The organism is Marivita geojedonensis, from assembly GCF_002115805.1.
GTDB classification, from domain to species: domain Bacteria; phylum Pseudomonadota; class Alphaproteobacteria; order Rhodobacterales; family Rhodobacteraceae; genus Marivita; species Marivita geojedonensis.
Map to the genome: position 1 here is coordinate 1 of NZ_JFKC01000035.1, position 23,406 is coordinate 23,406.

Here is a 23,406-nt window from a genome sequence, read left to right on the forward strand (position 1 = left end):
GTTTTCTTCCCTGTTCTGCCGAATTATTTCCCTGTTCCTCGCAATAAATTCCCTGTTCGTTGAAGAGCAGGGAATTGCTCAATAACACGTTGTAATCGCTCTGGAAAAATCGGAAAAATACCCAAGTAACGGGCCAAATCGACGAAAAACTGCAAATATTCCCTGTAAATTCCCTGTTAGCAGGGAATTTCGACCAGAGACCGGTTCGCTCTGGACTGCATCCACCACCACTTCTCCCTTCTAAAAACGCCAGATGACCAAGGCAATAGACCGGCTGCCAAGCGTTTGACTTGGAAAGAGTTTTCCTATCCTATCGCGCGCATGACACAGACAGACGCGCTCTGCACGCAAGCTCGCCAGCTCTATGATGCAGCGGTTTCCGCAGCCGACCCGGCAAAGGCCGTGCGCCGGGGCCTGGCGCAGTCACCTCCGCCCGACCCGGAAAAGGGCGGGCGCACAATTCTGATCGCCATTGGCAAAGCCGCCCCCGCGATGCTCGCCGAAGCGCTCTCCGCGATGCCCGACGCAGATGTTGCACTGGCTGTCACCCACCATGAGAACACGGCAACGCTCAAAGGCGCGGAACTGCTACATGCCGGACATCCCGTCCCTGACGAAGCCGGCGCCCGCGCTGCCCAACGGGTGATCGAGATCCTGTCGGAAACCACCGACAAAGACCGGGTCATCGCGCTGATTTCCGGCGGAGGATCAGCTCTGCTGCCAGCGCCGCCCCCCGGTGTAAGCCTGACGGACAAGGCGCGCCTCAACGACCTGCTGTTGTCGGCCGGGCTGGACATCGTCCAGATGAACCTTGTCCGCCAGCAGGTGAGCCAGCTCAAGGGCGGCGGCTTCCTGCGCCATGCAGCGCCGGCGCGGGTCCATGCGTACCTGCTGTCGGATGTGATTGGTGACGATCTTCGCGCCATCGCGTCCGGCCCGACGGTCAGCCCCATCGGAACTGCGGCGGACGCCATCACAACCTTGAAAGACGCCGGGATCTGGGACACCACGCCAGCGTCGATCCGGACCCATCTCGAACAGGCCGCCCAGCAGCCTCGACCCGAGGTGCCCGACGCCACCAACACCCTTGTGGGTTCGAACCGGCTGTCGATCGATGCCATGGCGGACGAGGCAAGGCGCATCGGTCTCACGCCGCGCATCGTCAGCGATGCACTGACCGGTGACGTGACAGACGCGGCGCAATTGGTTCTGTCCGAAATGGCCGTTCAACCGGAACCGACGGCCCTGCTCTTCGGCGGCGAAACCACCGTACGACTGACCGGGTCCGGTCGCGGCGGACGCAACCAGGAACTGGCCCTGCGTGTCGCGGTCGGCGCGCCCGACCTGGACACCAGCTGGGTGTTTTTATCAGGCGGCACCGATGGCCGGGACGGCCCGACCGACGCGGCTGGCGGCGTCGTCGATGCAGGCACCCTGCCCCGGATTCGAGCCGCCGGACAGGACGTAGCGGCCCTGCTGGCCAACAATGACAGCTATGCAGCACTGGCCGCTGGGGGAGACCTTCTTCGAACCGAAGCCACAGGAACCAACGTGGCCGATGTTCAGGTGTTGCTGATCGCGCCCTGACGCCCGTCGAACCGCTTCAGGGTGATGCCCGCCTCGGCCAGCGCGCTGCGCACGGTCCGGGCGATCTGAACCGCCGTTGCCCCATCCCCATGCAGACAGATCGTATCGACGGCCGCCGGGATGTGTTTGCCGCTTTCCGTGATGATGGCATCCGCCCTGACCATCTCGACCATGCGCGCTCCCGCCACGTCAGCATCGTGAATCACCGCACCCGGCAGGCTCCGGTCCACCAGCGTCGCGTCGTCGTTGTACGCCCGGTCTGCAAAGATCTCGCCGGCCCAGCGGCAGCCCAGCATCTCGACCGCGTCCTGCTGCTGCGTCGCGGCCAGCACCATGATGATGATGTCCGGATCTACCGACAGCGCGCCTTCGTAACAGGCCATGGCCATCGCTGAATCCTCCGACGCCATGTTGGCCAACGCTCCGTGCAGCTTCAGATGTCGGACTTCGCCACCCACCGACCGCGCCATCGCCTGCGCCGCGCCCAGCTGGTACCGCACGAGGTTCCGCAGGCTGTCATGGCTCAGATGCATCCGCCGCCGCCCAAAGCCCTGAAGGTCGGGAAAGCCCGGATGCGCTCCGATCCCGACATTATTGGCAACGGCCAGACCCATCGTCTGCGCCATCACATCCCAGTCGCCTGCATGGAAGCCACAGGCCACATTCGCCGAAGTGATGACCTCAAGCAGCGCCGCATCCGAGCCCATCGGCCAAGGCCCGAAGCTTTCGCCCATATCCGCGTTCAGATCGACATGCATGGTCTCATCCCTCCGATTCCGCTGCGTCGCCCGCCGTGGCTCCGCTGATCAGTTGATAACTCAGCAGATCCCGGATCTGCGACGGATCCCGCACAAGCGGCATGCAGAGCTTGGGCACCTGAGCAATGTAATCCGTCATGCGTTGCTGCGCCTTCAACGCTTCTTCGCGCGGAACGAACTCGAACCTCAGTTGCCCGCCCGCCCCCGTCTGCACCGCGCGCGGCAGATCGGCGGGAATGACCGTGCCGATCCGTGGATACCCTCCGGTTGTCTGGCTTTCGTTGAGCAGCAGATAGGGTGTACCGTCCCCGGTGATCTGAATATCGCCCGGCAAAATCGATTCAGACAGGATGTTCAGGCCCTCGCTGGCCGAAAAGCCATCTCCCTCCGAATTGAGCCGCATCCCCATGCGGTTGGCGCGGGCATCACGGGTAAACACCGTCTGCGCGAACCGCGTCCGCGTGGCCGCGTCGAACAGCCCTGTCTGGAAGCTTTCGACCAACCGCAGCACGCCACCGTCAAAGCGGCTGTCCTGCGGCAGAAAGAGTCCGACCTCATCACGCGCGTCGGGACCGACAGGCAGCGCTTCGCCCGCCTGCACCACGGCGCCGATCCCGGCGGCAAGATGGGCAGACCGCGCTCCCAGGAGCAAAGGCGTATCGAGGCCGCCCCCGACGTGCAGATACCCGTAGCTGCCACCGGTCGCGCCTCCGATTTCGAGCCGCATACCCGCCCCCATCCGGTGCGAGGCATTCCAAACCAGAGGTGCGCCGTCCAGCGTCACACGCATGGGTGCGCCGGTCAGGGCAATGCGCATCGGCTCTGTGGCCTCGAACACGCCGCCGGAACCGGGCAGCTCCAGCGCCGCACATTCCGGCGACTGCCGCAACAGCGCCGCCCCTTCGACCAGCGCCAGGCGGTCCGCCGCCCCACCGCGAGAGACACCAAAGGCCATATACCCCGCGCGCCCGCCGTCCTGCACCGTCGCGCCCGGCGCAATGCGATGAACCTTCAGCGCCCGCATCACCGGATATCCTCGATCTCGGCCCCGCCATTCGGGTCGTCGGCGTATCGCGCCAGCACATCTCGGGAGACCGGCACAAACTGCACTTCATCCCCCGGACGCAGGAAAAACGGCGTGTCGCTGTCGGGTCGGAACAGGCTGAGCGCGGTCTGTCCCACATGCCGCCATCCCGTTGGATTGGATACGGAAAACAGCACAAGCTGCCGGATCGCGACCACCAGCGCGCCCTCGGGCACCGCCTTTGTCAGCGCAGTCTGGCGCGGGATGTTCCAAGCTTCCGGCAACAGTCCAAGATAGGGTTGGCCCGGCGCAAAACCGATGGTCTGCACGCGCACCCGCGCCGTGGAAAGCTGCTCTTCCGCCGCCTCGACACTGAGACCCGCAGCCTCTGCCGCCTCGGCCAGTTGAGGGGCAAGCTCGGTTCCGTAAACCGTCGGTACGCGGATGAACCGCCGTCCGTCAGGCATCGCAGCGTCATACCAGTCGCGCTCGGACAGAAGCGTCGACAGTCGCTGCACCAGAACGCCTAGCTCCAGGTGCAGGGGATCGAACCGCAGGAAAACAGAAACAAGCGAGGGCGCACATTCCTCGACCCCTTCAATTCCGGACCGCCCCACAGCGGCAGCAAAGGCCAGAGCCGCCCGGTTTGCCGGTTCAGACAGCGCTGCGCCAAAGCTGACCAGAACGCCATCAAGACCCGCCGCGCGGATCACTGGCTCGAATTTCGGGGTGTGCGCTCCATCCATGGCACAACGCCTATCACGCGTGCCGGATGAGGCAAGACGCTAGTGCAGTTTATCCGATCCGGACGCGGCCTGCTCTGCCGCCTCGATCGCGTCTTCAATGTCTTCGGGGTCTTCGGACGGCACTGCATAATTGCCGTTCAGCCAGCGCGCCAAATCCACATCGGCACAGCGCTTTGAGCAGAACGGACGGACCTCTTGGTTGGTTTCCTTGCCGCAGATGGGGCAGCTCATGTCAGCACCTCGCTTAAGGACAGTCGGTCACGCTTGCGTTGTAACTCGATATGCCCCAGCGGAGTCCACCCCACGAACACGGTCTCCACGCTGTCCCGCTTCAAGGCACTGCGCAGCGCGCTTTCGATCTGGCGGCGGTCTTTTTTGGCAGTGGGCGCCGGATCAATGACAATCTGCCCGCCCAGTCCCCGCAACCGCAACTGGCGCGGCAAATCTTTGACCGCCGCCAGATTGGCCTTGAGCCCCGCCGCAGGGCTGGTGTCTCCCCCGGTGTTCACGTCGACTGCCACCAAAGCGCGCGTCGGCTCGATCGCCATCGACGCATGTCCGCCCAAAGGCACATCGCGGGCCTGCAACCCATCAAGCACGTCCAGAACACCATGCCGCTCGAAACTGCCATCGGCGCTGTCGATCTCGGCCTTGTCCGTCCATTCGCGCCACGCCAGCAGATGCGGCCCGTCACCTTCGACCAGCACCTCCGCATCGCCTTGAGCATCGGCCATCACCTTGGCCGCCAGATCGGCCATCGCTGCGATATCGTCAGCAATCTCGTCCGCATCCGCCCCTTCGCAGGAAGACCGCAGGATCAGCCCAAAACCGTCCGCGTCCATGATCTCATGCGCAATCTCCAACAGGCTTTCGCGCATGTCGTCATCCTTGATCCGGCGCGACACGTTGATCCCGGGAGCATCCGGCGTGACAATGGCATAGCGGCTCTTGAAAAGAACTTTGGCCGTAACCGGGATCGCCTTGCCCGGCTCGGCATAGCCGGTGACCTGCACCAGCAGCGTCTGACCGGGGGCCAATCCCTTGACCTGCCGCACAAAAGCCGAACCGTCAGGGGTGCGCAGGAACATTCCGCCCTGCCCCTTCATCGGGCGTTCGACGATGGCGCGGTAAATCGTGCCTGGCGCAGGCTGGTCGGTTTCGAAAAACAGATCCTCGACCTGTCCATCCAGCATCAGCGCCGCCGCCTCGCGCTCACCGACGTGATCCAGCGCAATCAACCGACCCTTCATTCCGACACCCCGTAAAGCGGATAGCCCGCCGCAACGAGCAGGTTCGCCGTCTCGGCCAAAGGCAGGCCGACCACGGCACTGAAACTGCCGCTGATCCACGGCACAAATGCGCCTGCAGGGCCTTGGATGGCATAGCCCCCTGCCTTGCCGCGCCAGTCCTCGCTGGCCAGGTAGGCGTTCACCTCGGCATCGCTCAGGCGCTTCATCTTGACCTGCGTGACAACATCGCGTTCCCAGAGCTGACCGCCCCGGCGTACGGCCACGGCCGTCACAACCCGGTGCCGCCGCCCCGAAAGCGCAAACAGGAATTCCGCCGCCTCAGCCGCATCCGCAGGCTTGCCCAGGATGCGCCGCCCAAGAGCGACCGTCGTATCGGCCGACAGCACGATCTCATCGTCACCGGCCGGAATCGCCAAAGCCTTTTCACGCGCCAGACGTACGCAGTACGGGCGCGGCAATTCACCGGGTCGTGGGTCTTCGTCGATGTCGGGTGGGCGGATATCGTCCGCCTCCACCCCGATCTGAGCCAAAAGCTCCCGCCGCCGGGGGCTGCCGGAGCCGAGGATCAGCTTCATGAAACGCTTACTTGAAGCGGTAGTTGATCCGACCCTTGGTCAGATCGTAGGGCGTCATTTCGACTTGCACCTTGTCGCCAGCCAGAACACGGATGCGGTTCTTACGCATCTTGCCTGCCGTGTGCGCGATGATCTCATGGCCGTTTTCCAGCTCGACCCGAAACGTCGCGTTAGGCAGGAGTTCCTTCACGACACCGGGAAATTCGAGCGTATCTTCCTTGGCCATGGTTTCTCCTTCGTAGACTGCCCCGCCCAGAATGCGAGGCGCGCTACTAGATGGGGCCAAACGCCCAATTTATCAAGGGCTATTCAGCCGAGTTTCCGCGTTGCGGCAATCACATCGCGTCCCGTCTGATCGTCCCAGTGCCGCCGGTTGAGCACCACACCATCCGCCCGCACAAGGGCAATCCGGTCCAAATCGACCTCGGCATAAGTCCAGCCGGGTTGGTTCAACACGCCCTCTGCGATCACGCCAGTGGCCGGAAATCCGGTGTCAGGCGGTCCGAAAATGCCCCCCATGCCGGTGTTGGCATCAACCGCTTCCGACCAATCGCAGATGCCCACGGTTGAAGACATGATTGTAACACACTGATTTTCCAACGCCCGCGCCATCGACCCGATCCGCACCCGCGAATACCCCGTGAGAGCCTCGGTGCAGCTTGGCACAAGGATCAGATCCGCCTCGGCCATCGCGCGGCCCAGCAGGGGAAACTCGCTGTCATAGCAGATCAGGATGCCGATTTTGCCCAGAGCGGTGTCAAAAAGTTGCAGCGGTCCACCCGCGACGACGCCCCATTCCTCACGCTCAAACCTTGTCATGATCTGTTTGTCCTGATGAACCGAATCGCCGTTCGGGGCAAAGAATCGGGCGCGGTTCACGGGACGGTCCCCCAACTCGGGGTCGAACACCGGGGCCGAGGCCGCAAGGATGTGGACCCCGAACTCCCGCGCCAGCTTTGCGTGCAGCGCATCCGCCTCGGGTATCCGGTCCGACACAGCCTTGAGCGACGCTTCCAGGTCCAGCGCCACATCACGCCCGGCAAGCGTCGCCAACTCCATCGCGCCGTATTCCGGGAACACCAGAAGGTCGGCACCAGCACCCGCCGCCTCGCTCACCCATTGCGTGAGCTTTCCCTCATAAGCCGCCCAGGATTCGAGAAAATCCATGGGATATGCTACCGCCGCAACTTTCATCTCTCCCCCTCCGTCAACACCCGCGTCCAGACCTGCAACGGCTTCCGCGTCGCCTCGGACTGGTCGATGTCTTTCCACGAAAACCACGCCACGGCGCCGTCCAACGGCGCATAGCCCCGCTTGCGCCAGAACCCGTCCAAAGGCCGATACCCCTCGGGACGCAAGGGATGATCGGCAGGCCGCACCACCCCGCAAAACGCCGACACCGTGGCCCCCAGGGCGCGCCCATGCGCCTCACGCAGATCAAAGAGTCGATGCCCCACCCCGCGCCCACGATACTCCGGCAAGAGCACCGACTCGGCACAGTAGAAAATGTCGTTCAGCGCCAACCCGCTTCCGTCAAAGGCCGCCGCAAAATCATCCGCGTGATCCGCCATCGGCGTGCCGGTCGCCGCCCCAACAAGCCGCGTTCCGTCGAACGCGCCCACCAGAATCGCCGCATCTGAGCTGCGATAGGTCTCCAGATACCCGCGCTCATACTCCAGATCGCCGTCATAGAGATACGGCCAGTCCCGGAACACCCGGATGCGCAGCCCTGCCACATCGTCCAGAGCCGCGTCCAGCGCCTCTCCGGTCAATGCCTCGATCCGCATCACGAGACCTGTTTGATCCAGTCGCTGAGATTGTAATAGGTCACGACACGGCTGATCTTGCCGTCCGTCAGCGAAAAGAACGACCCCGCAGGCAGGCGATATCCCTGCCCCTTGGCCTCGGGCAGCTCCGCATCACTGGCCAGATAGGTGCCGTTCACCATGTATTCCGCCGCTCCGCGCGCCCCATCCTCGGCCACGAAGATCACCATTTCGGTCAGTGTCTCGTCATAGCAGCGCGCCATGTGGCCACAGAATTCCTCGAACGCCGCGCGCCCGATCCGTACAGTGCCTTCGTTGACATGATGCGCCACGTCTTCGGTCAGACAGTCCAGCATCCCTGCAATGTCCTTGCGGTTGAACGCATCGAAATACCGCTCGAGTGTGGCCCGGCTCACAGCGACCCTCCCCATTTTCGTTTCAACTGATCCACCAGCTGGTCGCGTGTCTGCCGATAGGCGTTCAGCTTCTGCTCGCGCGTTTCCCCCAACCCCGTCGGGTCCATGATCGGCCAGTATTCCACCGTCAGATGGTAGAACCGCGTCAGATCCAGCGCCCGCCGCTGTGACGCCGGCGACAGCGCCACGATCAGGTCGAACCCCGACAGCGCCTCGCCGTTTTCTTCCAGCTCATCGAACGACCGCGACTTGTGTCGGTTCAGCGCAACCCCGATCTCGTTACAGGCGGCAATGGCAAACCCGTCGATCTCGAGATCATTCACCACCCCGACCGATTGCACGTAGGTCTCAAAGCCATAGAGCTTCTTCATGATCCCCTCGGCCATCGGCGACCGAACGGCATTGTGGTCGCAACAGAACAGCACGGATTGGGGCAAGGCTCCCAAAGCTCAGCCCCCGAAATGCAACACGCAGACCAGCGTAAACAGGCGCCGCGCAGTGTCGTCATCCACCGTCACCTTGCCCTCAAGCCGCTCCTGAAGAATGCGCGCCCCTTCGTTGTGGATCCCGCGCCGCGCCATGTCGATGGTCTCGATCTGGCTTGGCGGCAGAGTTTTCACCGCGTCGAAATAGGATTTGCAGATCTGGAAATAGTCCTTCACCACCTGCCGGAAGGGCGACAGCGACAGATGAAACTCTGCCGCCTTGTCATGGCTTTCGGTGGTCACATCGAAGACCAGCCGCTTGTCCCGGATCGACAGCCCCACGTTATACGGCCCCGGAGGCACCGGACGCCCGTCCCGGTCGGGCAGTTCGAACGTGTTATGCTCCATCAGGTCGAACATCGCCACACGGCGTTCCTGTTCGATCTCGGGTGTGGGCGGGGGCAGATTGCCGTCGTCCAGTTCGATATGGGCAATGCGTGTCATGGGCGGTGTTCCTTGATCTGCGCACCTCCCTAACGCGCGTTGATATGGGGCGCAATTGCGCCTTTCGGCTCAATCGCGCGTTTCATCTTGTGTGGGCAGCAGACCATAGCGCGCCGCCACGCGCCAGACATGGCGTGGCACCATGTTCTTGATCCGCGCCGGATGTGCCCGCCTGAGGTGCAGAATGGTCTCGATTGCCTTCATTTCGACCCGCGCGCGGGCAAACTCCAACCCGCGCGGCCCGGTGCGTGGCTGCAACCACGCCACGATGGGCCGCACCCAGTCGGGCATCCGCCGCAGAGGCAGCCCCCCGGCAGCACGCTCGGTGTTCACCATGAAACCCTTGACCGCCGCCTCGCGCTTGCCCTTGTCGGTCAGGTCCCGCCGCACCACCCGGTCGCCCAGCCGGTCCAGCACCGCCGCCCCGCGCGCATTGCGCACGATCAGCCACTGATCCCCGTCGCCGCCCATATAGCCCACGGTAATGTCCGCAAGCCGGTTGGTGTAATCGACGCAGGTCTTGCAGGTCATCGGAAAGAAATCCGCCGGCAGGTCCGACAGCGGCAGCTTGAGAAACGGAACGAAACGCGGCTTACGGCCATCGTCATACCGCAATTCCACCCGGTAATCCGCGCGGAACTCCAGATAGGACACGGTCTCCGGCCTGTCGTCGAGCCGCGCCAGGAAGGCATGAAAATTCTCGGTTGTGGTATTGTCCGAACAGGGCGTGCCGATCACCGTGATCTCGTCGAACCCCAGCTCAGCCTCCAGCGCGCGCAGCGCATAGACCTGGCAGGGGACACCCACAACGGCAATCCGCCGATGCCCCGCGTCCCGCGCCGGTTCCAGCAGCGCCAGCAACGGACCGTATCCCATCCGCATCCCCCGGCATTGGGCCATTTGGTCCGCCTCGGTCACGATCACCGGCAGCGGCTTCCAGCGGTCAAACGGATCGGGAGCCGTCGCCAGCACCGCATCCACCGCACCCGCGCGCAGCAACTCCGCCGCCAGCCCCGTGGTCAGCCCGGTCCACTGCGCGCCCTCTGCCGCAGGCTCCAGCCGCGCGCGATACATGGCCTGCGCCACCCCAAAGAAAGCCTCGTCGCCATCCCCAGCCACTCGTCCATGCACGGACCGCTCAAGGCTCTCGTAATCGGGTTGAATGAACTGGCAGGCCCGGCCGCAACCACGGCCATCGCCCATACGCGACACCCCGCAATCGGTACAAAGTCCAGACCGGGGCGCGCCACCGATTTCAGGCACCGTCAGGCCGATACGACCACCATCCATGTCGGACTCTCCACGCAGCAACATGTCAACTTTAGTTGACAGTCAAGCGAAATGCGAGTCAACACTTCTTCTTTTTCCAAATATGCAAATGCACCGCCGCAACAGGCGCACCGCCCGATTGAGGCGTCACACCAACAACCATCCGAGGACGTCGCCGAAGGCGAAAGGACGAGAGAGCCTGCGCGCGTCAGCGCACCTTCAGGGTCGCAAGGCCAATCAGTGCCAGAATGAGCGAAATGATCCAGAACCGGATCACGATCTGCGGCTCGGCCCAGCCCTTCTTCTCGTAGTGGTGATGGATCGGTGCCATCAGAAACACCCGCTTGCCGGTCCGCTTGAAATAGAGCACCTGGATGATCACCGACAGCGCCTCGACCACGAACAAGCCGCCGACAATTGCCAGAACGATCTCGTGCTTCGTCGCCACCGCAATCGCGCCCAAAGCGCCACCCAGCGCCAAAGACCCCGTGTCGCCCATGAACACCGCAGCAGGCGGCGCGTTGTACCACAGGAAGCCAAGCCCGCCACCGAAGAGACCAGCGGTAAAGATCAGGATTTCCCCGGTCCCCGGCACGTAATGCACGTCGAGATATTCGGTAAAGTCGACCCGGCCGACGGCATAGGCGATCACCCCCAGCGTGCCGGCGGCGATCATCACCGGCATGATGGCGAGCCCATCAAGGCCGTCGGTCAGGTTCACCGCATTGGCCGCGCCGACGATCACGATCACCGCAAACGGCACGAAGAGATAGCCGAGGTTCAGCAGCGTGTCCTTGAACACCGGGAAGGCCAGTTGGTTGGTCAGCTCCTCCGGATGGTATTGCGCAGCCCAGTAGCCTGCGATGGCCGCGATCAGAAAACCCAGCAACAACCGCACCTTACCGGACACACCTGCCGTATTCTGTTTCTTCACCTTGGCATAGTCGTCGGCAAAACCGATCAGCGCGAAGCTCATGGTGACGAACAGCACCATCCACACAAACGGATTGTCCAACCGCGCCCACAAGAGCGTCGATGTCAGCAGCGCACCGACAATCAGGAGCCCGCCCATCGTCGGCGTTCCAGCCTTGGTGAAATGCCCCTCAGGCCCGTCGCTGCGGATCGGCTGACCCTTGCCCTGCCGCTTGCGCAGAACGTTGATCAGCGGCTTACCAAACAGAAAGCCAAAGATCAGCGCCGTCAGAAACGCGCCTCCAGCCCGAAAGGTGATATACCGAAAGAGGTTGAAAAAATCGCCCCCGTCCGACAGCGCGGTTAACCAGTACAACATGTGATCTTTATCCTTCCGCCTCGTCGCGGGCGTTGCCATCGCCCATATTGCGAATGGCGTCAACCACGCGCGCCAGCCCCATGGACAGCGATCCCTTGACCATCACCACGTCCCCGGCATCGAGGTGGCGCGGCAGGTGTACCGCCATCTCGTCCGAGGTCTCGGACCACATGCCGCGCTGATGCTCGGGCAGCGCCTCGTGCAGATGCCGCATCAACGGCCCCACGCAATGCACCTTGGTCAGTGCCTGCGTGGCCTCCAGCCGCGCCAAACCAGCATGCAGTTCCGGACCGGTTGGGCCAAGCTCTTTCATATCGCCCAGCACAGCGACCCGGCGCCCCCTGCTGACCCGACCCACATCGTTCTGCACTGGCGCTGCGGCGAGAACGGCCAAAGCCGCGGCGACCGACGCCGGGTTGGCGTTATAGGCGTCGTCGAACAGCGCCAGCGTGGCCGAGGGATCCGCTGCATCCAATTGGATGGTCACATGCGCCCCGCGTCCCGCGCCCGGATGCCAGCGCCCCATCGCTGCCAGCGACAGCGCGCGGTCGAGGTCCAGCACCTCACAAACGGCCAGAACTGCCGCTCCGTTGATCGCGAAATGCCGCCCCGGCGCGTCGATCTTGTAAAGCATCTCGCCCCCCGAAAACGCCGCCTGCGCCACGCTGCACGCATCCTGCGCCCGAACCGAGGTCACGCGCATGTCGCAACCCTCGGCCTCACCGAAGGACACGCTGATCCCGGCCATCTCCTCCGCCCGCGCCTGCAGGATGCCACTGGTGGGCAGATCGCCGTTCCAGATCGCCACGCCCCCCGGTTCCAGCCCGTCAAAGATCGACGCTTTCTCATGCGCAATCCCGTCGATGCTTTCGAACGCCTCCAGATGCGCAGGGGCCACGATGGTCACCAAGGCCACATGCGGCCGCGCCATCCGGCTCAGGGGTGCGATCTCGCCGGGATGGTTCATGCCGATCTCGATCACTGCAAATTCGGTGTCGCGCGGCATCCGCGCCAGCGTCAGCGGCACCCCCCAATGGTTGTTGTAGCTGGCCTCCGCGGCATGGACGCGGCCATGCGCACCCAGAACGGTGCGCAGCATTTCCTTGGTCGAGGTTTTGCCAACCGACCCGGTGATCGCGACCACCCGCGCCTCCGTCCGCGCCCGACCGGCACGGCCCAACGCTTCAAGCCCCGTTTGCACATCGTCCACGATCAGCAGAGGCGCATCCTCGGCCACGCCCTCGGGCACCCGGCTGACCAAAGCGGCAGCAGCGCCCTTTTCCAACGCCTGCGCCACGAAGTCATGCCCGTCCCGTGCCGCCTTGAGCGCGACAAACAGATCCCCCGGCTGAAGCGTCCGCGTGTCAATCGACACGCCCGTCGCGGCCCAATCCGTCGTCGCGCGACCGCCCGTCGCCTTCGCTGCCTCTGCACCTGTCCAAAGGGTCATGCCAGTTTCCCGTCCAAAGCCGCCACGGCGACGCTCGCCTGTTCCACATCGTCAAACGGATAGACCGTGTCGCCCACGATCTGCCCGGTTTCGTGCCCCTTGCCGCAGATCAGCAGCGCGTCACCCGGACCCACCGCATCGACACCGCGCAGGATCGCCTCGGCCCGGTCGCCCACTTCGACCGCCCCGGGAGCGCCTTCCAGCACCGCCGCGCGAATGAGCGCGGGATCCTCGCTGCGGGGATTGTCGTCGGTCACGATGACCTGATCGGCAAACTCTGCCGCCGCCGCGCCCATCAGGGGCCGTTTGCCGGGGTCGCGGTCGCCACCCGCGCCGATAATCGCCACCAGACGTCCCATGACATGCGGACGGATCGCCTGGCACGCGGTCGCCACGGCGTCCGGGGTATGCGCATAATCCACGTAAACCGCCGCGCCATTGCTGCGCGTCGCGGCCAGTTGCATGCGGCCCCGCACGGTCTCCAGCTCCGGCAGAACCGCAAACACGCGGTCAGGGGCCGCCCCGCTCGCAATCACCAGACCCGCCGCAACCATGACGTTTTCTGCCTGAAACCCACCCACAAGGTTCAACCGGGTCTGAAAGGTCTCACCACCGAACTTGATCCGCACGTCCTGACCCGTCGCATCGAAACGCTGCCCCAGAAGCACCATATCGGCCCCGGCATCGCGCCCGACCGTCATGGTCTCCTGCCCGCGCGCCCGCGCGATGGCCAGCATGTCCACACCGCGCGCGTCATCGATGTTGATCACCGCGATCCCGTCCTCGGGAAGAACACGCGCGAACAGCCCGGCCTTGGCGTCGAAATACGCCTCGAAGCTCTCGTGGTAATCCAGATGGTCCTGCGTGAAATTGGTGAACCCCGCCGCGCGCAGGTTCACGCCATCCAAACGCCGCTGCGCCAACCCATGCGAGGATGCCTCCATCGCCGCATGGTCGATCCCGGCTTCGGCAGCACCGGTCAGCGCGCGATGCAGAGTGATCGGCTCGGGTGTGGTATGCGCCAGCGGAGCCTGCCAGTCGCCCTCGACCCCTGTCGTGCCCAGATTGACAGCCGGATGGCCAAGCAACTGCCAGATGCGACGGACGAAACTTGCCACGCTGGTCTTGCCATTCGTTCCGGTGACGGCAACCACCGTGTCAGGTTGCTTTTCGAACCAGAGCGCAGCGGTAAAGGCCAACGTCTGGCGCGGGTCGGCGGCAATCACCACGGCGGCGGTCGAACCGGCCAGGTCATCTTTCGCGATGTCTGCCCCTTCGGCATCCGTCAGGATGGCCCCCGCGCCCATGCGCAATGCGTACTGAATGAACTCCGCGCCATGCATCCGCGTACCCGGCAGGGCTGCAAACAGGTAGCCCTCTTCCACGTCGCGGCTGTCCACGGCCAGACCCGTGACAAATGCATCGGCGCCGCCGCGCGCCGTCAGACCCAGCTCGGTCAGGCTCTTGGCGTCTGCCCCCATGACGCACCCCCTGTCGTTTTTGCCTCGCCGGGGCCGTTGCCCTCAGTTCGAGGTGTTGATGATGCCCGTCAAATGCCGTGTTTCCACCTCCGGGCGCAAGCCCAGAAGCGGGGCAACGCGACGGATCATTTCGGCAGCCACCGGAACAGCGGTCCAGCCGGCGGTGCGGCGGGGCTTGGTCCCGCTGGTTTCCACCGGCTCGTCCAGCGTCACGATCAGCACGTATTTCGGATTGTCTGTGGGGAAGACCGACGCAAAGGTGTTGATGACCTTGTCCTTGTAATAGCCGCCGCCCCGCGCCTTGGGCTTGTCGGCGGTGCCGGTCTTGCCGCCAACGGAATAGCCCGGAACCTCGCCGAAGCTGGCAGTCCCTTTGGTGACGACTTTGCGAAGCATATCAAGAGATTGCCGCGCGGTCTTCTCGGACATCAACCGCGGTCCAAGCCGTGGACCGTCCTGCTTGAGCAAAGTCGGCTCGACCTTGTATCCGCCATTTGCAATCGCCGCATACCCCGCCGCAAGATGCAGCGGGCTCGACGACAGACCATGCCCGTAAGAGATCGTCACACTCGAAAGATCAGTCCAGCGTGAGGGCAACAGCGGCTTGCCGCCCTGCGCCTCGACAATTTCCAGAGGCGTCGGTTCAAAGAACCCCAGCGCCTTCAGAAACTCCTGCTGCTTCGTCGCCCCAATCGCCAGCGCCAGGCGCCCGGTTCCCCGGTTCGAACTCTTGACGATGATATCCGACACCGACAAAGGCCCGTAATTCTTGCCTGCGAACTCACCAATCTTGAAGCCGCCGACGCTCAGCGGACCCGAGGTGTCGATCACCGTTTCCGGATGCACCAATCCCAGCTCAAGCGCCTGAGCCGACGCGAAAATCTTGAAGGTGGAGCCAAGCTCGTACACCCCCTGCACCGCCCGGTTGAACAGCGGACTGTCGGCCGCTTCGCCTTCGGTCAGCGGACGCGGCCGGTCGTTCGGGTCGAAATCGGGGAGCGACGCGATGGAGATCACCTCGCCCGTATGCACATCCATCAGAACGCTCGCCGCGCCCTTGGCATTCAGCAGCTTCATGCCGCCGAGCAGAACGCGCTCTGCCGCGGCCTGGATCGTCAGGTCCAGCGACAACTCCAGAGGCGCACCCTCGCGCGCCGGATCGCGCAGTTCGGCATCGAAGAACTTCTCGACCCCGGCGGTCCCGATCACCTCGGCGGAATGTACGCCTTCGCGACCGAAACTCGCCCCGCCCAGAATATGCGCAGCCAGCGCGCCATTGGGGTACAGCCGCATTTCGCGCGGGCCGAACAGAAGACCGGGCTCACCGATATCATGCACCTTCTGCTTCTGCTCTGGGCTGAGTTTCTTGCGCACCCACATGAACTTACGCTTCCCTGTGAAATCTTTGCGCAAACGTTCTTCGCTAAGCTCTGGGAAAATCTTGACCAATTCCTGCGCGGTGCGGATCGGATCGATCATTTGCTGCGGATGCGCGTAGAGCGAATAGGTCTCCATATTGGTCGCCATGATGCGACCTTTGCGATCCACAATGTCGGCCCGGCTGGCAATGATCGAGGCGCCTGTTGCCTGCGCCCTGGGCTCTTCCGGCTCTGATGCCGCCAGCGTGCCCATACGCGCACCGATCACCCCAAAGGCACAGAAGAACATCACCGCCATCATCAGCAGCCGCCCCTCAGCCCGCGACCGCGCCTTGTCGCGCATCTGCTCGTGCCGGATGCGCAGGTTCTCGCGTTCGATGGCGTCGGGGTTCTCACCCCTGCGTCGCGCATCAAGGATTCGCGCCAAAGGCCGAAGTGGCGTGCGGATCATGGCTCTTGCGCTCCTGCGCTGGAAATCTCGACGGGTTCGCTGATCGGCAGCTCCGGCGGCTGCGGATAGGAAATCTGGTCAACACGGCCAAACTGCTCAGGCTCCAGCGGCATGAGGCCCAGCCGGTCGAAGTTGATCTCGGCCAGATCGCGGAGCCTATCGGGACGGTTCAGATAGGCCCATTCCGCCCTGAGCACCGCCAGCCGCGCACGGGCATCGCGGATCTCGGCCCGCACGGCCTGCGCATCGCCCAGCGCGGCCTGCGTCTTGTAATTCTCATGATACGCCCAGAACGCCGCCCCGATGACGGTCAGAAACATCAGGACATAAAGCAGGGAACGCATCAGCGATCCTCCTTGAGTTGCGGCAGGGCAATCTGCCCCGCATCGATCTCGCCCGCCGGGGCGTCGGTGCGCCGAGCGACCCGCAGCTTGGCCGACCGCGCACGCGGGTTCGCGGCAAGCTCATCGTCGTCCGGTCCGACGGCCTTGCGGGTCACGATCTCGAACGCGGGCGCCTCGGCCTCGATCTCGGGCGCATAACGGTTCGCCCGCCCGGTCTGGCCCGCCCGCGCCTGCATGAACCGTTTCACCATCCGGTCTTCCACCGAGTGAAAACTCACCACAGCCAGCAGCCCGCCCGGCTTCAGAACCCGCTCCGCAGCCATCAGACCCCGCATCAGGGCCCCGTATTCGTCGTTCACCGCGATCCGAAGCGCCTGAAAGCTGCGCGTTGCCGGGTGCGACTGCCCCGGCTTCGGGCGCGGCAGGCAGGTTTCAATGATTCCCGCCAACTCCAATGTTCGGGTGATCGGGCTGATCTTGCGCGCGGCCACAATCGCCTTGGCGATCCGGCGCGACGCGCGTTCTTCGCCGTAAGTATAAAGAATATCGGCGATATCGAACTCGTCAGCCGTGTTCACGATATCCGCTGCAGACGGGCCATCCTGCCCCATCCGCATATCCAGCGGGCCATCCTTCATGAAGGAAAACCCACGTTCCGCCAGATCCAGCTGCATCGACGACACGCCAAGGTCGAGAACCACGCCATCCACATCCGACGCGATCTGATCCATCTCGGCAAAATTGGCGCGGTGCAATTCGATCCGACCGCCGAACTCGGGCAGCCACGCGGCCGCCATCTCATGCGCCAGCGGATCCCGGTCGATGCCGATGACCTTCTCCGCCCCAGCCTCGATCAATCCGCGCGCGTAACCACCTGCGCCAAAGGTGCCGTCAATCCAGACGCCAGACACCGGTGCGACCGCCCGCAGCAGCGGTGCAAGAAGAACGGGAATGTGCGGATCTTGGGATGTCGGGGCAGCGGCAGCAGACATATCCGATCAGCCCCCCGGCTGCTTGTCCAGGAAGATGAGCGGATCGACATCATCTGGAAGATCGTCCAGCCACTCATCGGTTGCGGCCTGTTCCTCGGCCTCAAATGTCTCGGGCTCCCAGATCTGGAACGTGTCCCCCGCCCCGATGAAAAACGCCTCGGACGTTAGCCCGATCTTCTGGCGCAGCTTCGCAGGCAGCACGAGCCGCCCCGTCTCATCGACGCTGGTTGCATGGGATTGCCCGTTGAACAGGCGCTGCAGCATCTTGCGCTCAACCGAACCACGCGGGAGCGCCTCGATCTTCTCGTCCACCTCTTCGATGGCCTCGATCGTGTAACATTCAAGATATTTCCGGCGCTTGTCGCCGTAGACGATGACCAGTTCGGGGTTCAGACCTTCGGTGTAGTTCGGATCGCCAGCCTCAAGCACACGGCGGAACGAGGCCGGGATGGACACCCTGCCCTTGCCATCCACCTTGTGATGGCTCTCGCCTCTGAACCTCAGCTTCCGGGTCACTGCCCAACTGGTCCTTTCACTGCTCTGATCCCTGGAAACGGAAACGGCGGGTTGATCTGCTGCCACTGATCAACCCGCCGCCCGAGTCCCGTCTCCGGGAAGTCCGACTGCGCGCGCCACCTGGGGGGATGTCTGCTCGCCCGCGCGCCGGATCTCTGTGTTCGATGAAAGCGGGTGCCTGTATGAAACCTGCGTTTTTTTGTTTTTCGGATACCGCGGTGAGGTCTTGGTGCCTCGTCTGCCGTTCCTGCTCTCATCTGATGAACTATGGATGACATGGGAATTCATGGGTCGCAACAGTTTTTTATGGGAATTTGCTACCACATGCTGATTTAAAAACATTCAAAACACAGCATCTAGCGTCAGAATTTCGAGATTTTTGGAAAATAAGCCACAACGCACCCTCAATATACACAACATATAGTCCGCCCCATGGCGCACCATTCTTGCCCATAATTTCCCAGAAGGATAACAAACAAACCAAGAACATCCTCTCGGAGCAACTTTTCTGCACCGGAGAATCCGGCAAAAACACCCATTTCCAGTACGAATCAACGCTTTGATTCGTCCCGCGGCACGTGCGATCCCATCACCGTCCCATCGTTTCCCATGACGCTCCCAAAGCGGCCAGAGCTTGCATTGCGATCTGCCCGGCTGTAGGCCGAATACGTCACGGTCCGGGCAAAACCCGGTGAAAAGGGAACGTGGTGAAAACCCACGACTGCCCCCGCAACTGTAAGCGGCGAGCGTGTTCGGCATATGCCACTGGGATCTCCCGGGAAGGCCCGAACCACGCGCAGACCCGCAAGTCAGGAGACCTGCCGCGACAGATCACCCTACATCCGCGCGGGGCGCGCCGGATGTGACGGATCTCCGGCGTGGTGACAGTCACCGTCTTCGGGCGCGAACCGAAGGCTTGATATGTACGATGCGCGGGAGGCAGAGCGGTGAAGCTCTTTGGTGCGCTGATGGTCCTGACGCTTGCGATGTTCACGGCATCGCTCTTCGTCGGCTATGCAGCGATCCCCGTCTCCGAAGGGCTTGCGGCGCTCCTTGGTCTGGGGGATCCCCTCTTTGTCACCATCATGCAGGACATCCGCCTGCCCCGCGCCCTGCTGGCGGCGATGATCGGCGCATCGCTCGGGCTTGCGGGGGCGGCGATGCAGGGCTTCCTGCGCAATCCTCTGGCCGAACCGGGGCTGATCGGGGTGTCCGGCTCCGCAGCGCTCGGCGCGGTTGTGGCGCTGCAGACCGGGTTTGCCAGCGCGTTCTTCCTTGCCCTGCCGGTAACAGCACTCTGCTTTGCCGCCATCGGCGTCGGCCTCATCCTCGTGCTGGCAGGTCCACGCGGCTCGTCGCTGACCCTGATCCTTGCCGGTATCGCCGTCTCGGCCTTTGCCGCCGCACTGACCTCTCTGGCGCTGAACCTCTCGCCCAATCCCTATGCCGCATCCGAAATCATGTTCTGGATGATGGGCTCCGTCGCCAACCGTGCCCTCAGCCATGTCTGGCTCGCGCTGCCGATCATGGCGCTCGGCTGGGCCGCACTCGCCGGGCTGGGTCGGGGTCTCGACGCGCTGACCCTGGGCGAAGACGCGGCCGAAGCGATGGGCATCTCGCTGTCGCGCCTGCGGCTGCAACTCCTGTTCGGGACCGCCGCCGCCGTGGGTGCCGCAACCGCCGTCGCAGGCGCGGTCGGCTTTGTCGGCCTTGTCGTACCGCACATTCTCCGCCGCTTTGCCGAAGGCCGCCCGTCCACCCTGCTCTGGGCCTCGGCCATCGGCGGCGCGGCAATGGTCCTCGCCGCCGACCTCGCAACGCGCCTTGTCCTGCCCGAGCGCGACCTGAAACTCGGTGTCGTCATGGCGCTGATCGGCGCACCGCTCTTCCTGCACCTGATCTACAAGACACGGAGGGAAATCACATGACCCTCCTGAACGTGCAGAACCTCACCGTGAAACGCGGCGAATGTCCGGTGGTGGACAGAGCGTCCTTCAACATTTCATCCGGGGAATGTGTAGGCCTGATCGGGCCCAATGGCGCAGGCAAGACCTCGCTGCTGCGCGGCGCAATGGGGCTGTTGCCGTTCGAGGGAACAAGCACCCTTGCCGATCTCTCTCCGCGTCACCGTGCCGCCCAAGCCGCATGGCTGCCGCAGACCCGTGAAATCGCATGGCCCATGAGTGTCGAGCGGATCGTCGCCCTTGGCCGACTGCCCTACCTCGCCCGTGGCGCGCGGCTCAGCCCAGCCGATCAAAGCGCGGTTGATGCCGCCCTGACCCGCATGGGCTTGCAAAACTTCCGCACCCGTTTGGCCACTGCACTGTCCGGTGGCGAACAGGCCCGCGTTCTGATCGCTCGCACCCTGGCGCAGGACACACCGCTCCTTATGGCGGACGAACCCATCGCCGGGCTGGATCCGGCCGCCCAGATCGCCACGCTTCAGGTGTTCGAAACCCTCGCGCAAGAAGGCCGCGCCGCGCTGACCTCGCTGCACGACCTGACGCTGGCCGCACGCTATTGCACCCGCCTCATCATGATGCGCGCGGGCAGCATCATCGCCGACGGCCCGCCGCGCGACGTGCTGACCCCCGACAGCCTTGCCGACGTGTTCCGCCTCAAAGCCGATGTGATCGACACACCGCTAGGGCTGGTGGTGCAGCCTTGGGGGGTGATCGCATGAGCGCCCCCAATCGCATTGTCTGCCTGACCGAAGAAACCGTCGAAACGCTCTACCTCTTGGGGCAGGAGGACCGTATCGTCGGCGTCACAGGTTATGCCGTGCGCCCCAAACGGGTGCGTCAGGAAAAACCACGCGTCGGCGCGTTCACCTCTGCGGACATTCCCAAGATCCTCGCCCTCAATCCCGATCTGGTGCTCACCTTCTCCGATCTGCAAGCCGACATCGCTGCCGAGCTGATCCGTGCAGGCGTCGAGGTGATGGCCTTCAACCAGCGCGACGTGGCGGGCATCCTTCGTATGATCCGCACGCTGGGCCGCCTGACCGATTGCGCCGACCAAGCCGAGGCGCTGGCCCAGACCTTTGAGACCCGCATCGCCACCCTGCGCGCCAAGGCTCCTTCGTACCGCCCCCGCGTCTATTTCGAGGAATGGGACGACCCGTTGATCACCGGCATCGGCTGGGTCTCCGACCTGATCGACATCGCGGGCGGCACCGATTGTTTTGCCCATCTTCGCCATAAACAGTCGGCAAAGAACCGCATTGTGACGCCTGAAGACGTGATCCAAGCCGCGCCCGACATCATTGTCGCGTCATGGTGTGGCAAGAAGGTGAGACCGGAAAAGATCGCCGCGCGCCCCGGCTGGAATGTGATCCCAGCCGTCAGGCAGAACCGCATAATCGAAATCAAATCGCCGCTGATCCTGCAACCGGGACCAGCCGCGCTGAGCGACGGGCTTGACGCGCTGATCGCTGCTCTCTGCCCCGAGGACGTGCCCGTATGCTGACCCAGATCACCGACTTCCTGAACATCGGCGGCCCGGCGCTCTGGGTGATTGCCGGGCTGAGCATCATCACGCTGGGCCTGATCCTGTGGAAACTGTGGCGCCTGTCTCTCATGGGCGCATGGCGGCGCGACGCGTCCGAGGCTGCCGTGGCACAATGGCAAAATGGCCAAAATGACAGCGCACTTGCCAGTTTGCGCACTCGCACCGGCCTGCGCGCCCGCGTGGTCAATGCGGCGATGCAGGCCAGCCAAACCCTTGCCCCCGAGGATGCGCGTGACGAGACCACCCGCGTCGCCCGTGGCGCGCTGATGGATGCGGGCAGCGGCCTGCGCGCGCTGGACCTGATCGCCACCATCGCCCCCCTTGTGGGTCTGCTCGGCACCGTTCTCGGCATGATCGACGCGTTTCAGGCACTGCAAGACAGCGGTGCGCGCGCCGACCCGTCCGCCCTCGCCGGCGGCATCTGGGAAGCACTTCTGACCACCGCCGCCGGAATGGCCGTGGCGATCCCCGCCTCGATGGCGCTGAGCTGGTTCGACAGCATCAATGACCGCCTCGCCCATGATTTCGACGATCTGGCCACCCGCGTCCTGACCAAAGGCAAACAGGGCTGACATGCTGAACCTCGCGCATCAGACACGCCGTCGCCGCATCGGGCTCACCCCGATGATCGACGTCGTGTTCCTGCTCTTGGTGTTCTTCATGCTCGCCGCCCGCTTCGGCGTGACCGACGCAATCCCGGTCACGCTATCGGGTGGCTCCGCACAACCTTATGACGGCCCGCCGCGCCTGATCACCGTTCTGCCCGACGCGCTGCGTGTGAATGGCATCGACACCGCCGATCCCGTCGCCAGCCTGACCCCACTCATGGGCACAGAGACCGACATTATCCTCCTACGCGCCCGCGACGGGGCCTCGGTCCAGCACCTTCTGGACGTGATGGGCACCCTGCGCCGTGCGGGCTGGACCAATCTCGTGGTGCTGGAATGAGACGCGCGCCACTCCTTGCCCCGCGCCCACGACGCGCCTCGCGCGAGCCGGTTGTGCCGATGATCAACGTGGTGTTCCTGCTGTTGATCTTCTTCCTGATGACCGCGCAGATCGTGCCCCCGGCCCCGTTCGACCTGACCCTGCCCAGCGCCAGCGGCGACGAAGACGCCGGGCAAACCGCACTCTATATCAGCGCCGATGGCGAGATCGCGTTTGAGACCGCGCGCGGCGATGCGGCTCTGTCTCAAGCGGCGTCCCTGCCTGAAGGCACTCCGCTGCGCCTCTACGCCGACGCAACCCTGCCCGCCGCGACCCTAGCCCAAGTGCTTGCGCAATTGACCGCACTCGGTGCGACGCGGGTCGAAATCGTGACAGAGGGCGGCTGATGCGGATCGTCGAATTCACCGGTTTCATCCTGCTCTCCGGCGCGCTGCACGCGGCGACGCTGGTCGTCGCGCCCCTGCCCGGCGGTGGCAGCAGCGGCGGCGAAGGCGGCGCGTCCGAGGTCACTTTGCAGGCGGCAACCCCGACGCTGGCGGCAATGGCGCGCGACTGGGACCGCCCGCCCGAGGTCAGTGACGCACCCGCCCTTGCGACACCGGACACCACCGCAGCGCCGGACCGCCCGACGCAGGACCAGCCCTTCGCCCCCCACGCCGAAACCACCGCGCTTGCCGCGCCCCATGCCGCTCCGGACAAACCACAGGCCGACACACGCCTGCCC

27 protein-coding genes, 1 pseudogene and 1 riboswitch are annotated in these 23,406 nt (G+C 64.0%); of the genes and pseudogenes, 8 read left to right on the forward strand and 20 right to left on the reverse strand.

Going from position 1 to position 23,406, the window contains the following annotated elements:
- The first annotated feature begins 321 nt into the window (after positions 1 to 321).
- On the forward strand, positions 322 to 1,587 hold the full coding sequence (locus MGEO_RS19665; RefSeq protein WP_085641446.1) for a glycerate kinase type-2 family protein: 1,266 nt from the start codon (positions 322 to 324) through the stop codon (positions 1,585 to 1,587).
- Here MGEO_RS19665 and MGEO_RS19670 read toward each other — a convergent pair.
- The 20 genes from MGEO_RS19670 to mraZ form a co-directional block, all read right to left on the reverse strand.
- Complete coding sequence (locus MGEO_RS19670) at positions 1,563 to 2,345, reverse strand: LamB/YcsF family protein (RefSeq protein WP_085641447.1); 783 nt, start codon at positions 2,343 to 2,345, stop codon at positions 1,563 to 1,565. The two genes, MGEO_RS19665 and MGEO_RS19670, sit on opposite strands and share 25 nt — an antisense overlap.
- 4 nt (positions 2,346 to 2,349) lie before the next feature.
- Positions 2,350 to 3,369: a 5-oxoprolinase subunit C family protein gene (locus MGEO_RS19675; protein WP_085641448.1), complete on the reverse strand. Its 1,020-nt coding sequence runs from the start codon at positions 3,367 to 3,369 to the stop codon at positions 2,350 to 2,352.
- On the reverse strand, positions 3,369 to 4,115 hold the full coding sequence (locus tag MGEO_RS19680) for a 5-oxoprolinase subunit B family protein (protein WP_085641449.1): 747 nt from the start codon (positions 4,113 to 4,115) through the stop codon (positions 3,369 to 3,371). Before MGEO_RS19680 ends, MGEO_RS19675 begins: the two co-directional genes overlap by 1 nt.
- A 39-nt stretch (positions 4,116 to 4,154) precedes the next feature.
- Positions 4,155 to 4,346 carry a DNA gyrase inhibitor YacG gene (locus MGEO_RS19685; RefSeq protein ID WP_085641450.1) on the reverse strand — a complete coding sequence of 64 codons (192 nt, stop codon included), beginning with the start codon at positions 4,344 to 4,346 and terminating at the stop codon, positions 4,155 to 4,157.
- The gene (locus tag MGEO_RS19690; RefSeq protein WP_085641451.1) at positions 4,343 to 5,365 is read right to left on the reverse strand and encodes a ribonuclease E/G; all 1,023 of its coding nucleotides are present in this window, start codon (positions 5,363 to 5,365) and stop codon (positions 4,343 to 4,345) included. Before MGEO_RS19690 ends, MGEO_RS19685 begins: the two co-directional genes overlap by 4 nt.
- Positions 5,362 to 5,940 (reverse strand): Maf family protein, encoded by a 579-nt coding sequence (locus MGEO_RS19695; protein ID WP_085641452.1) that lies wholly within the window; start codon positions 5,938 to 5,940, stop codon positions 5,362 to 5,364. Before MGEO_RS19695 ends, MGEO_RS19690 begins: the two co-directional genes overlap by 4 nt.
- Positions 5,941 to 5,947: 7 nt before the next feature.
- The gene (infA, locus tag MGEO_RS19700; RefSeq protein WP_005978431.1) at positions 5,948 to 6,166 is read right to left on the reverse strand and encodes a translation initiation factor IF-1; all 219 of its coding nucleotides are present in this window, start codon (positions 6,164 to 6,166) and stop codon (positions 5,948 to 5,950) included.
- Positions 6,167 to 6,249: 83 nt separating this feature from the next.
- Positions 6,250 to 7,134, reverse strand: coding sequence for a carbon-nitrogen hydrolase family protein (locus tag MGEO_RS19705; protein WP_085641453.1), 885 nt, complete (start codon positions 7,132 to 7,134; stop codon positions 6,250 to 6,252).
- Positions 7,131 to 7,727, reverse strand: coding sequence for a GNAT family N-acetyltransferase (locus MGEO_RS19710; protein ID WP_085641454.1), 597 nt, complete (start codon positions 7,725 to 7,727; stop codon positions 7,131 to 7,133). Before MGEO_RS19710 ends, MGEO_RS19705 begins: the two co-directional genes overlap by 4 nt.
- A complete protein-coding gene (locus MGEO_RS19715; RefSeq protein WP_282957396.1) occupies positions 7,727 to 8,122 on the reverse strand; it encodes a nuclear transport factor 2 family protein in 396 nt (131 codons plus the stop codon). Before MGEO_RS19715 ends, MGEO_RS19710 begins: the two co-directional genes overlap by 1 nt.
- On the reverse strand, positions 8,119 to 8,568 hold the full coding sequence (locus MGEO_RS19720) for an arsenate-mycothiol transferase ArsC (protein ID WP_085641456.1): 450 nt from the start codon (positions 8,566 to 8,568) through the stop codon (positions 8,119 to 8,121). The genes MGEO_RS19715 and MGEO_RS19720 overlap by 4 nt, the downstream gene beginning before the upstream one ends.
- Before the next feature lie 3 nt (positions 8,569 to 8,571).
- The gene (locus tag MGEO_RS19725) at positions 8,572 to 9,051 is read right to left on the reverse strand and encodes a UPF0262 family protein (RefSeq protein ID WP_085641457.1); all 480 of its coding nucleotides are present in this window, start codon (positions 9,049 to 9,051) and stop codon (positions 8,572 to 8,574) included.
- A gap of 69 nt (positions 9,052 to 9,120) precedes the next feature.
- Entirely contained in the window at positions 9,121 to 10,341 is a 1,221-nt protein-coding gene (locus MGEO_RS19730; protein ID WP_085641458.1) for a Coenzyme F420 hydrogenase/dehydrogenase, beta subunit C-terminal domain, read from the reverse strand.
- A gap of 187 nt (positions 10,342 to 10,528) precedes the next feature.
- Positions 10,529 to 11,611, reverse strand: a complete 1,083-nt coding sequence (gene mraY / locus MGEO_RS19735; RefSeq protein WP_085641459.1) for a phospho-N-acetylmuramoyl-pentapeptide-transferase — start codon at positions 11,609 to 11,611, stop codon at positions 10,529 to 10,531.
- A gap of 7 nt (positions 11,612 to 11,618) precedes the next feature.
- On the reverse strand, positions 11,619 to 13,061 hold the full coding sequence (locus MGEO_RS19740; RefSeq protein ID WP_085641460.1) for a UDP-N-acetylmuramoyl-tripeptide--D-alanyl-D-alanine ligase: 1,443 nt from the start codon (positions 13,059 to 13,061) through the stop codon (positions 11,619 to 11,621).
- On the reverse strand, positions 13,058 to 14,542 hold the full coding sequence (locus tag MGEO_RS19745; protein ID WP_085641461.1) for a UDP-N-acetylmuramoyl-L-alanyl-D-glutamate--2,6-diaminopimelate ligase: 1,485 nt from the start codon (positions 14,540 to 14,542) through the stop codon (positions 13,058 to 13,060). Before MGEO_RS19745 ends, MGEO_RS19740 begins: the two co-directional genes overlap by 4 nt.
- Before the next feature lie 42 nt (positions 14,543 to 14,584).
- Positions 14,585 to 16,372, reverse strand: coding sequence for a peptidoglycan D,D-transpeptidase FtsI family protein (locus MGEO_RS19750; protein WP_085641462.1), 1,788 nt, complete (start codon positions 16,370 to 16,372; stop codon positions 14,585 to 14,587).
- Positions 16,369 to 16,716 (reverse strand): cell division protein FtsL, encoded by a 348-nt coding sequence (gene ftsL / locus MGEO_RS19755; protein ID WP_198948130.1) that lies wholly within the window; start codon positions 16,714 to 16,716, stop codon positions 16,369 to 16,371. The genes MGEO_RS19750 and ftsL overlap by 4 nt, the downstream gene beginning before the upstream one ends.
- Positions 16,716 to 17,708 (reverse strand): 16S rRNA (cytosine(1402)-N(4))-methyltransferase RsmH, encoded by a 993-nt coding sequence (rsmH, locus tag MGEO_RS19760; RefSeq protein WP_085641464.1) that lies wholly within the window; start codon positions 17,706 to 17,708, stop codon positions 16,716 to 16,718. Before rsmH ends, ftsL begins: the two co-directional genes overlap by 1 nt.
- Positions 17,709 to 17,714: 6 nt before the next feature.
- The gene (gene mraZ, locus MGEO_RS19765; protein WP_198948131.1) at positions 17,715 to 18,224 is read right to left on the reverse strand and encodes a division/cell wall cluster transcriptional repressor MraZ; all 510 of its coding nucleotides are present in this window, start codon (positions 18,222 to 18,224) and stop codon (positions 17,715 to 17,717) included.
- A 656-nt stretch (positions 18,225 to 18,880) separates the two neighbouring features.
- A riboswitch (cobalamin riboswitch) is annotated at positions 18,881 to 19,064 on the forward strand.
- Positions 19,065 to 19,192: 128 nt separating this feature from the next.
- Between mraZ and MGEO_RS19770 the strand changes: the two genes are divergently transcribed.
- The 7 genes and pseudogenes from MGEO_RS19770 to MGEO_RS19800 all read left to right on the forward strand — a co-directional run.
- A complete protein-coding gene (locus MGEO_RS19770) occupies positions 19,193 to 20,152 on the forward strand; it encodes a FecCD family ABC transporter permease (protein ID WP_085641471.1) in 960 nt (319 codons plus the stop codon).
- A complete protein-coding gene (locus tag MGEO_RS19775) occupies positions 20,149 to 20,907 on the forward strand; it encodes an ABC transporter ATP-binding protein (protein WP_085641466.1) in 759 nt (252 codons plus the stop codon). Before MGEO_RS19770 ends, MGEO_RS19775 begins: the two co-directional genes overlap by 4 nt.
- Positions 20,904 to 21,692 (forward strand): cobalamin-binding protein, encoded by a 789-nt coding sequence (locus MGEO_RS19780; protein WP_085641467.1) that lies wholly within the window; start codon positions 20,904 to 20,906, stop codon positions 21,690 to 21,692. The genes MGEO_RS19775 and MGEO_RS19780 overlap by 4 nt, the downstream gene beginning before the upstream one ends.
- Positions 21,686 to 22,306 carry a MotA/TolQ/ExbB proton channel family protein gene (locus MGEO_RS19785; protein WP_085641468.1) on the forward strand — a complete coding sequence of 207 codons (621 nt, stop codon included), beginning with the start codon at positions 21,686 to 21,688 and terminating at the stop codon, positions 22,304 to 22,306. Before MGEO_RS19780 ends, MGEO_RS19785 begins: the two co-directional genes overlap by 7 nt.
- A gap of 1 nt (position 22,307) precedes the next feature.
- A complete protein-coding gene (locus MGEO_RS19790; protein WP_085641469.1) occupies positions 22,308 to 22,682 on the forward strand; it encodes an ExbD/TolR family protein in 375 nt (124 codons plus the stop codon).
- Entirely contained in the window at positions 22,679 to 23,068 is a 390-nt protein-coding gene (locus MGEO_RS19795) for an ExbD/TolR family protein (protein WP_085641470.1), read from the forward strand. The genes MGEO_RS19790 and MGEO_RS19795 overlap by 4 nt, the downstream gene beginning before the upstream one ends.
- Positions 23,068 to 23,406: pseudogene (locus MGEO_RS19800) on the forward strand (hypothetical protein); the annotation flags it as partial. The gene MGEO_RS19795 and the pseudogene MGEO_RS19800, both read left to right, overlap by 1 nt.

Excerpts from the sequence above, each read along its gene's own strand:
- MGEO_RS19665 (WP_085641446.1), top strand. The coding sequence starts at position 322 with ATGACACAGACAGACGCGCTCTGCACGCAAGCTCGCCAGCTCTATGAT.
- MGEO_RS19670 (WP_085641447.1), bottom strand. The coding sequence starts at position 2,345 with ATGCATGTCGATCTGAACGCGGATATGGGCGAAAGCTTCGGGCCTTGG.
- MGEO_RS19675 (WP_085641448.1), bottom strand. The coding sequence starts at position 3,369 with ATGCGGGCGCTGAAGGTTCATCGCATTGCGCCGGGCGCGACGGTGCAG.
- MGEO_RS19680 (WP_085641449.1), bottom strand. The coding sequence starts at position 4,115 with ATGGATGGAGCGCACACCCCGAAATTCGAGCCAGTGATCCGCGCGGCG.
- MGEO_RS19685 (WP_085641450.1), bottom strand. The coding sequence starts at position 4,346 with ATGAGCTGCCCCATCTGCGGCAAGGAAACCAACCAAGAGGTCCGTCCG.
- MGEO_RS19690 (WP_085641451.1), bottom strand. The coding sequence starts at position 5,365 with ATGAAGGGTCGGTTGATTGCGCTGGATCACGTCGGTGAGCGCGAGGCG.
- MGEO_RS19695 (WP_085641452.1), bottom strand. The coding sequence starts at position 5,940 with ATGAAGCTGATCCTCGGCTCCGGCAGCCCCCGGCGGCGGGAGCTTTTG.
- infA (WP_005978431.1), bottom strand. The coding sequence starts at position 6,166 with ATGGCCAAGGAAGATACGCTCGAATTTCCCGGTGTCGTGAAGGAACTC.
- MGEO_RS19705 (WP_085641453.1), bottom strand. The coding sequence starts at position 7,134 with ATGAAAGTTGCGGCGGTAGCATATCCCATGGATTTTCTCGAATCCTGG.
- MGEO_RS19710 (WP_085641454.1), bottom strand. The coding sequence starts at position 7,727 with ATGCGGATCGAGGCATTGACCGGAGAGGCGCTGGACGCGGCTCTGGAC.
- MGEO_RS19725 (WP_085641457.1), bottom strand. The coding sequence starts at position 9,051 with ATGACACGCATTGCCCATATCGAACTGGACGACGGCAATCTGCCCCCG.
- MGEO_RS19730 (WP_085641458.1), bottom strand. The coding sequence starts at position 10,341 with ATGGATGGTGGTCGTATCGGCCTGACGGTGCCTGAAATCGGTGGCGCG.
- mraY (WP_085641459.1), bottom strand. The coding sequence starts at position 11,611 with ATGTTGTACTGGTTAACCGCGCTGTCGGACGGGGGCGATTTTTTCAAC.
- MGEO_RS19740 (WP_085641460.1), bottom strand. The coding sequence starts at position 13,061 with ATGACCCTTTGGACAGGTGCAGAGGCAGCGAAGGCGACGGGCGGTCGC.
- MGEO_RS19745 (WP_085641461.1), bottom strand. The coding sequence starts at position 14,542 with ATGGGGGCAGACGCCAAGAGCCTGACCGAGCTGGGTCTGACGGCGCGC.
- MGEO_RS19750 (WP_085641462.1), bottom strand. The coding sequence starts at position 16,372 with ATGATCCGCACGCCACTTCGGCCTTTGGCGCGAATCCTTGATGCGCGA.
- ftsL (WP_198948130.1), bottom strand. The coding sequence starts at position 16,716 with ATGCGTTCCCTGCTTTATGTCCTGATGTTTCTGACCGTCATCGGGGCG.
- rsmH (WP_085641464.1), bottom strand. The coding sequence starts at position 17,708 with ATGTCTGCTGCCGCTGCCCCGACATCCCAAGATCCGCACATTCCCGTT.
- MGEO_RS19770 (WP_085641471.1), top strand. The coding sequence starts at position 19,193 with ATGGTCCTGACGCTTGCGATGTTCACGGCATCGCTCTTCGTCGGCTAT.
- MGEO_RS19775 (WP_085641466.1), top strand. The coding sequence starts at position 20,149 with ATGACCCTCCTGAACGTGCAGAACCTCACCGTGAAACGCGGCGAATGT.
- MGEO_RS19780 (WP_085641467.1), top strand. The coding sequence starts at position 20,904 with ATGAGCGCCCCCAATCGCATTGTCTGCCTGACCGAAGAAACCGTCGAA.
- MGEO_RS19785 (WP_085641468.1), top strand. The coding sequence starts at position 21,686 with ATGCTGACCCAGATCACCGACTTCCTGAACATCGGCGGCCCGGCGCTC.
- MGEO_RS19790 (WP_085641469.1), top strand. The coding sequence starts at position 22,308 with ATGCTGAACCTCGCGCATCAGACACGCCGTCGCCGCATCGGGCTCACC.
- MGEO_RS19795 (WP_085641470.1), top strand. The coding sequence starts at position 22,679 with ATGAGACGCGCGCCACTCCTTGCCCCGCGCCCACGACGCGCCTCGCGC.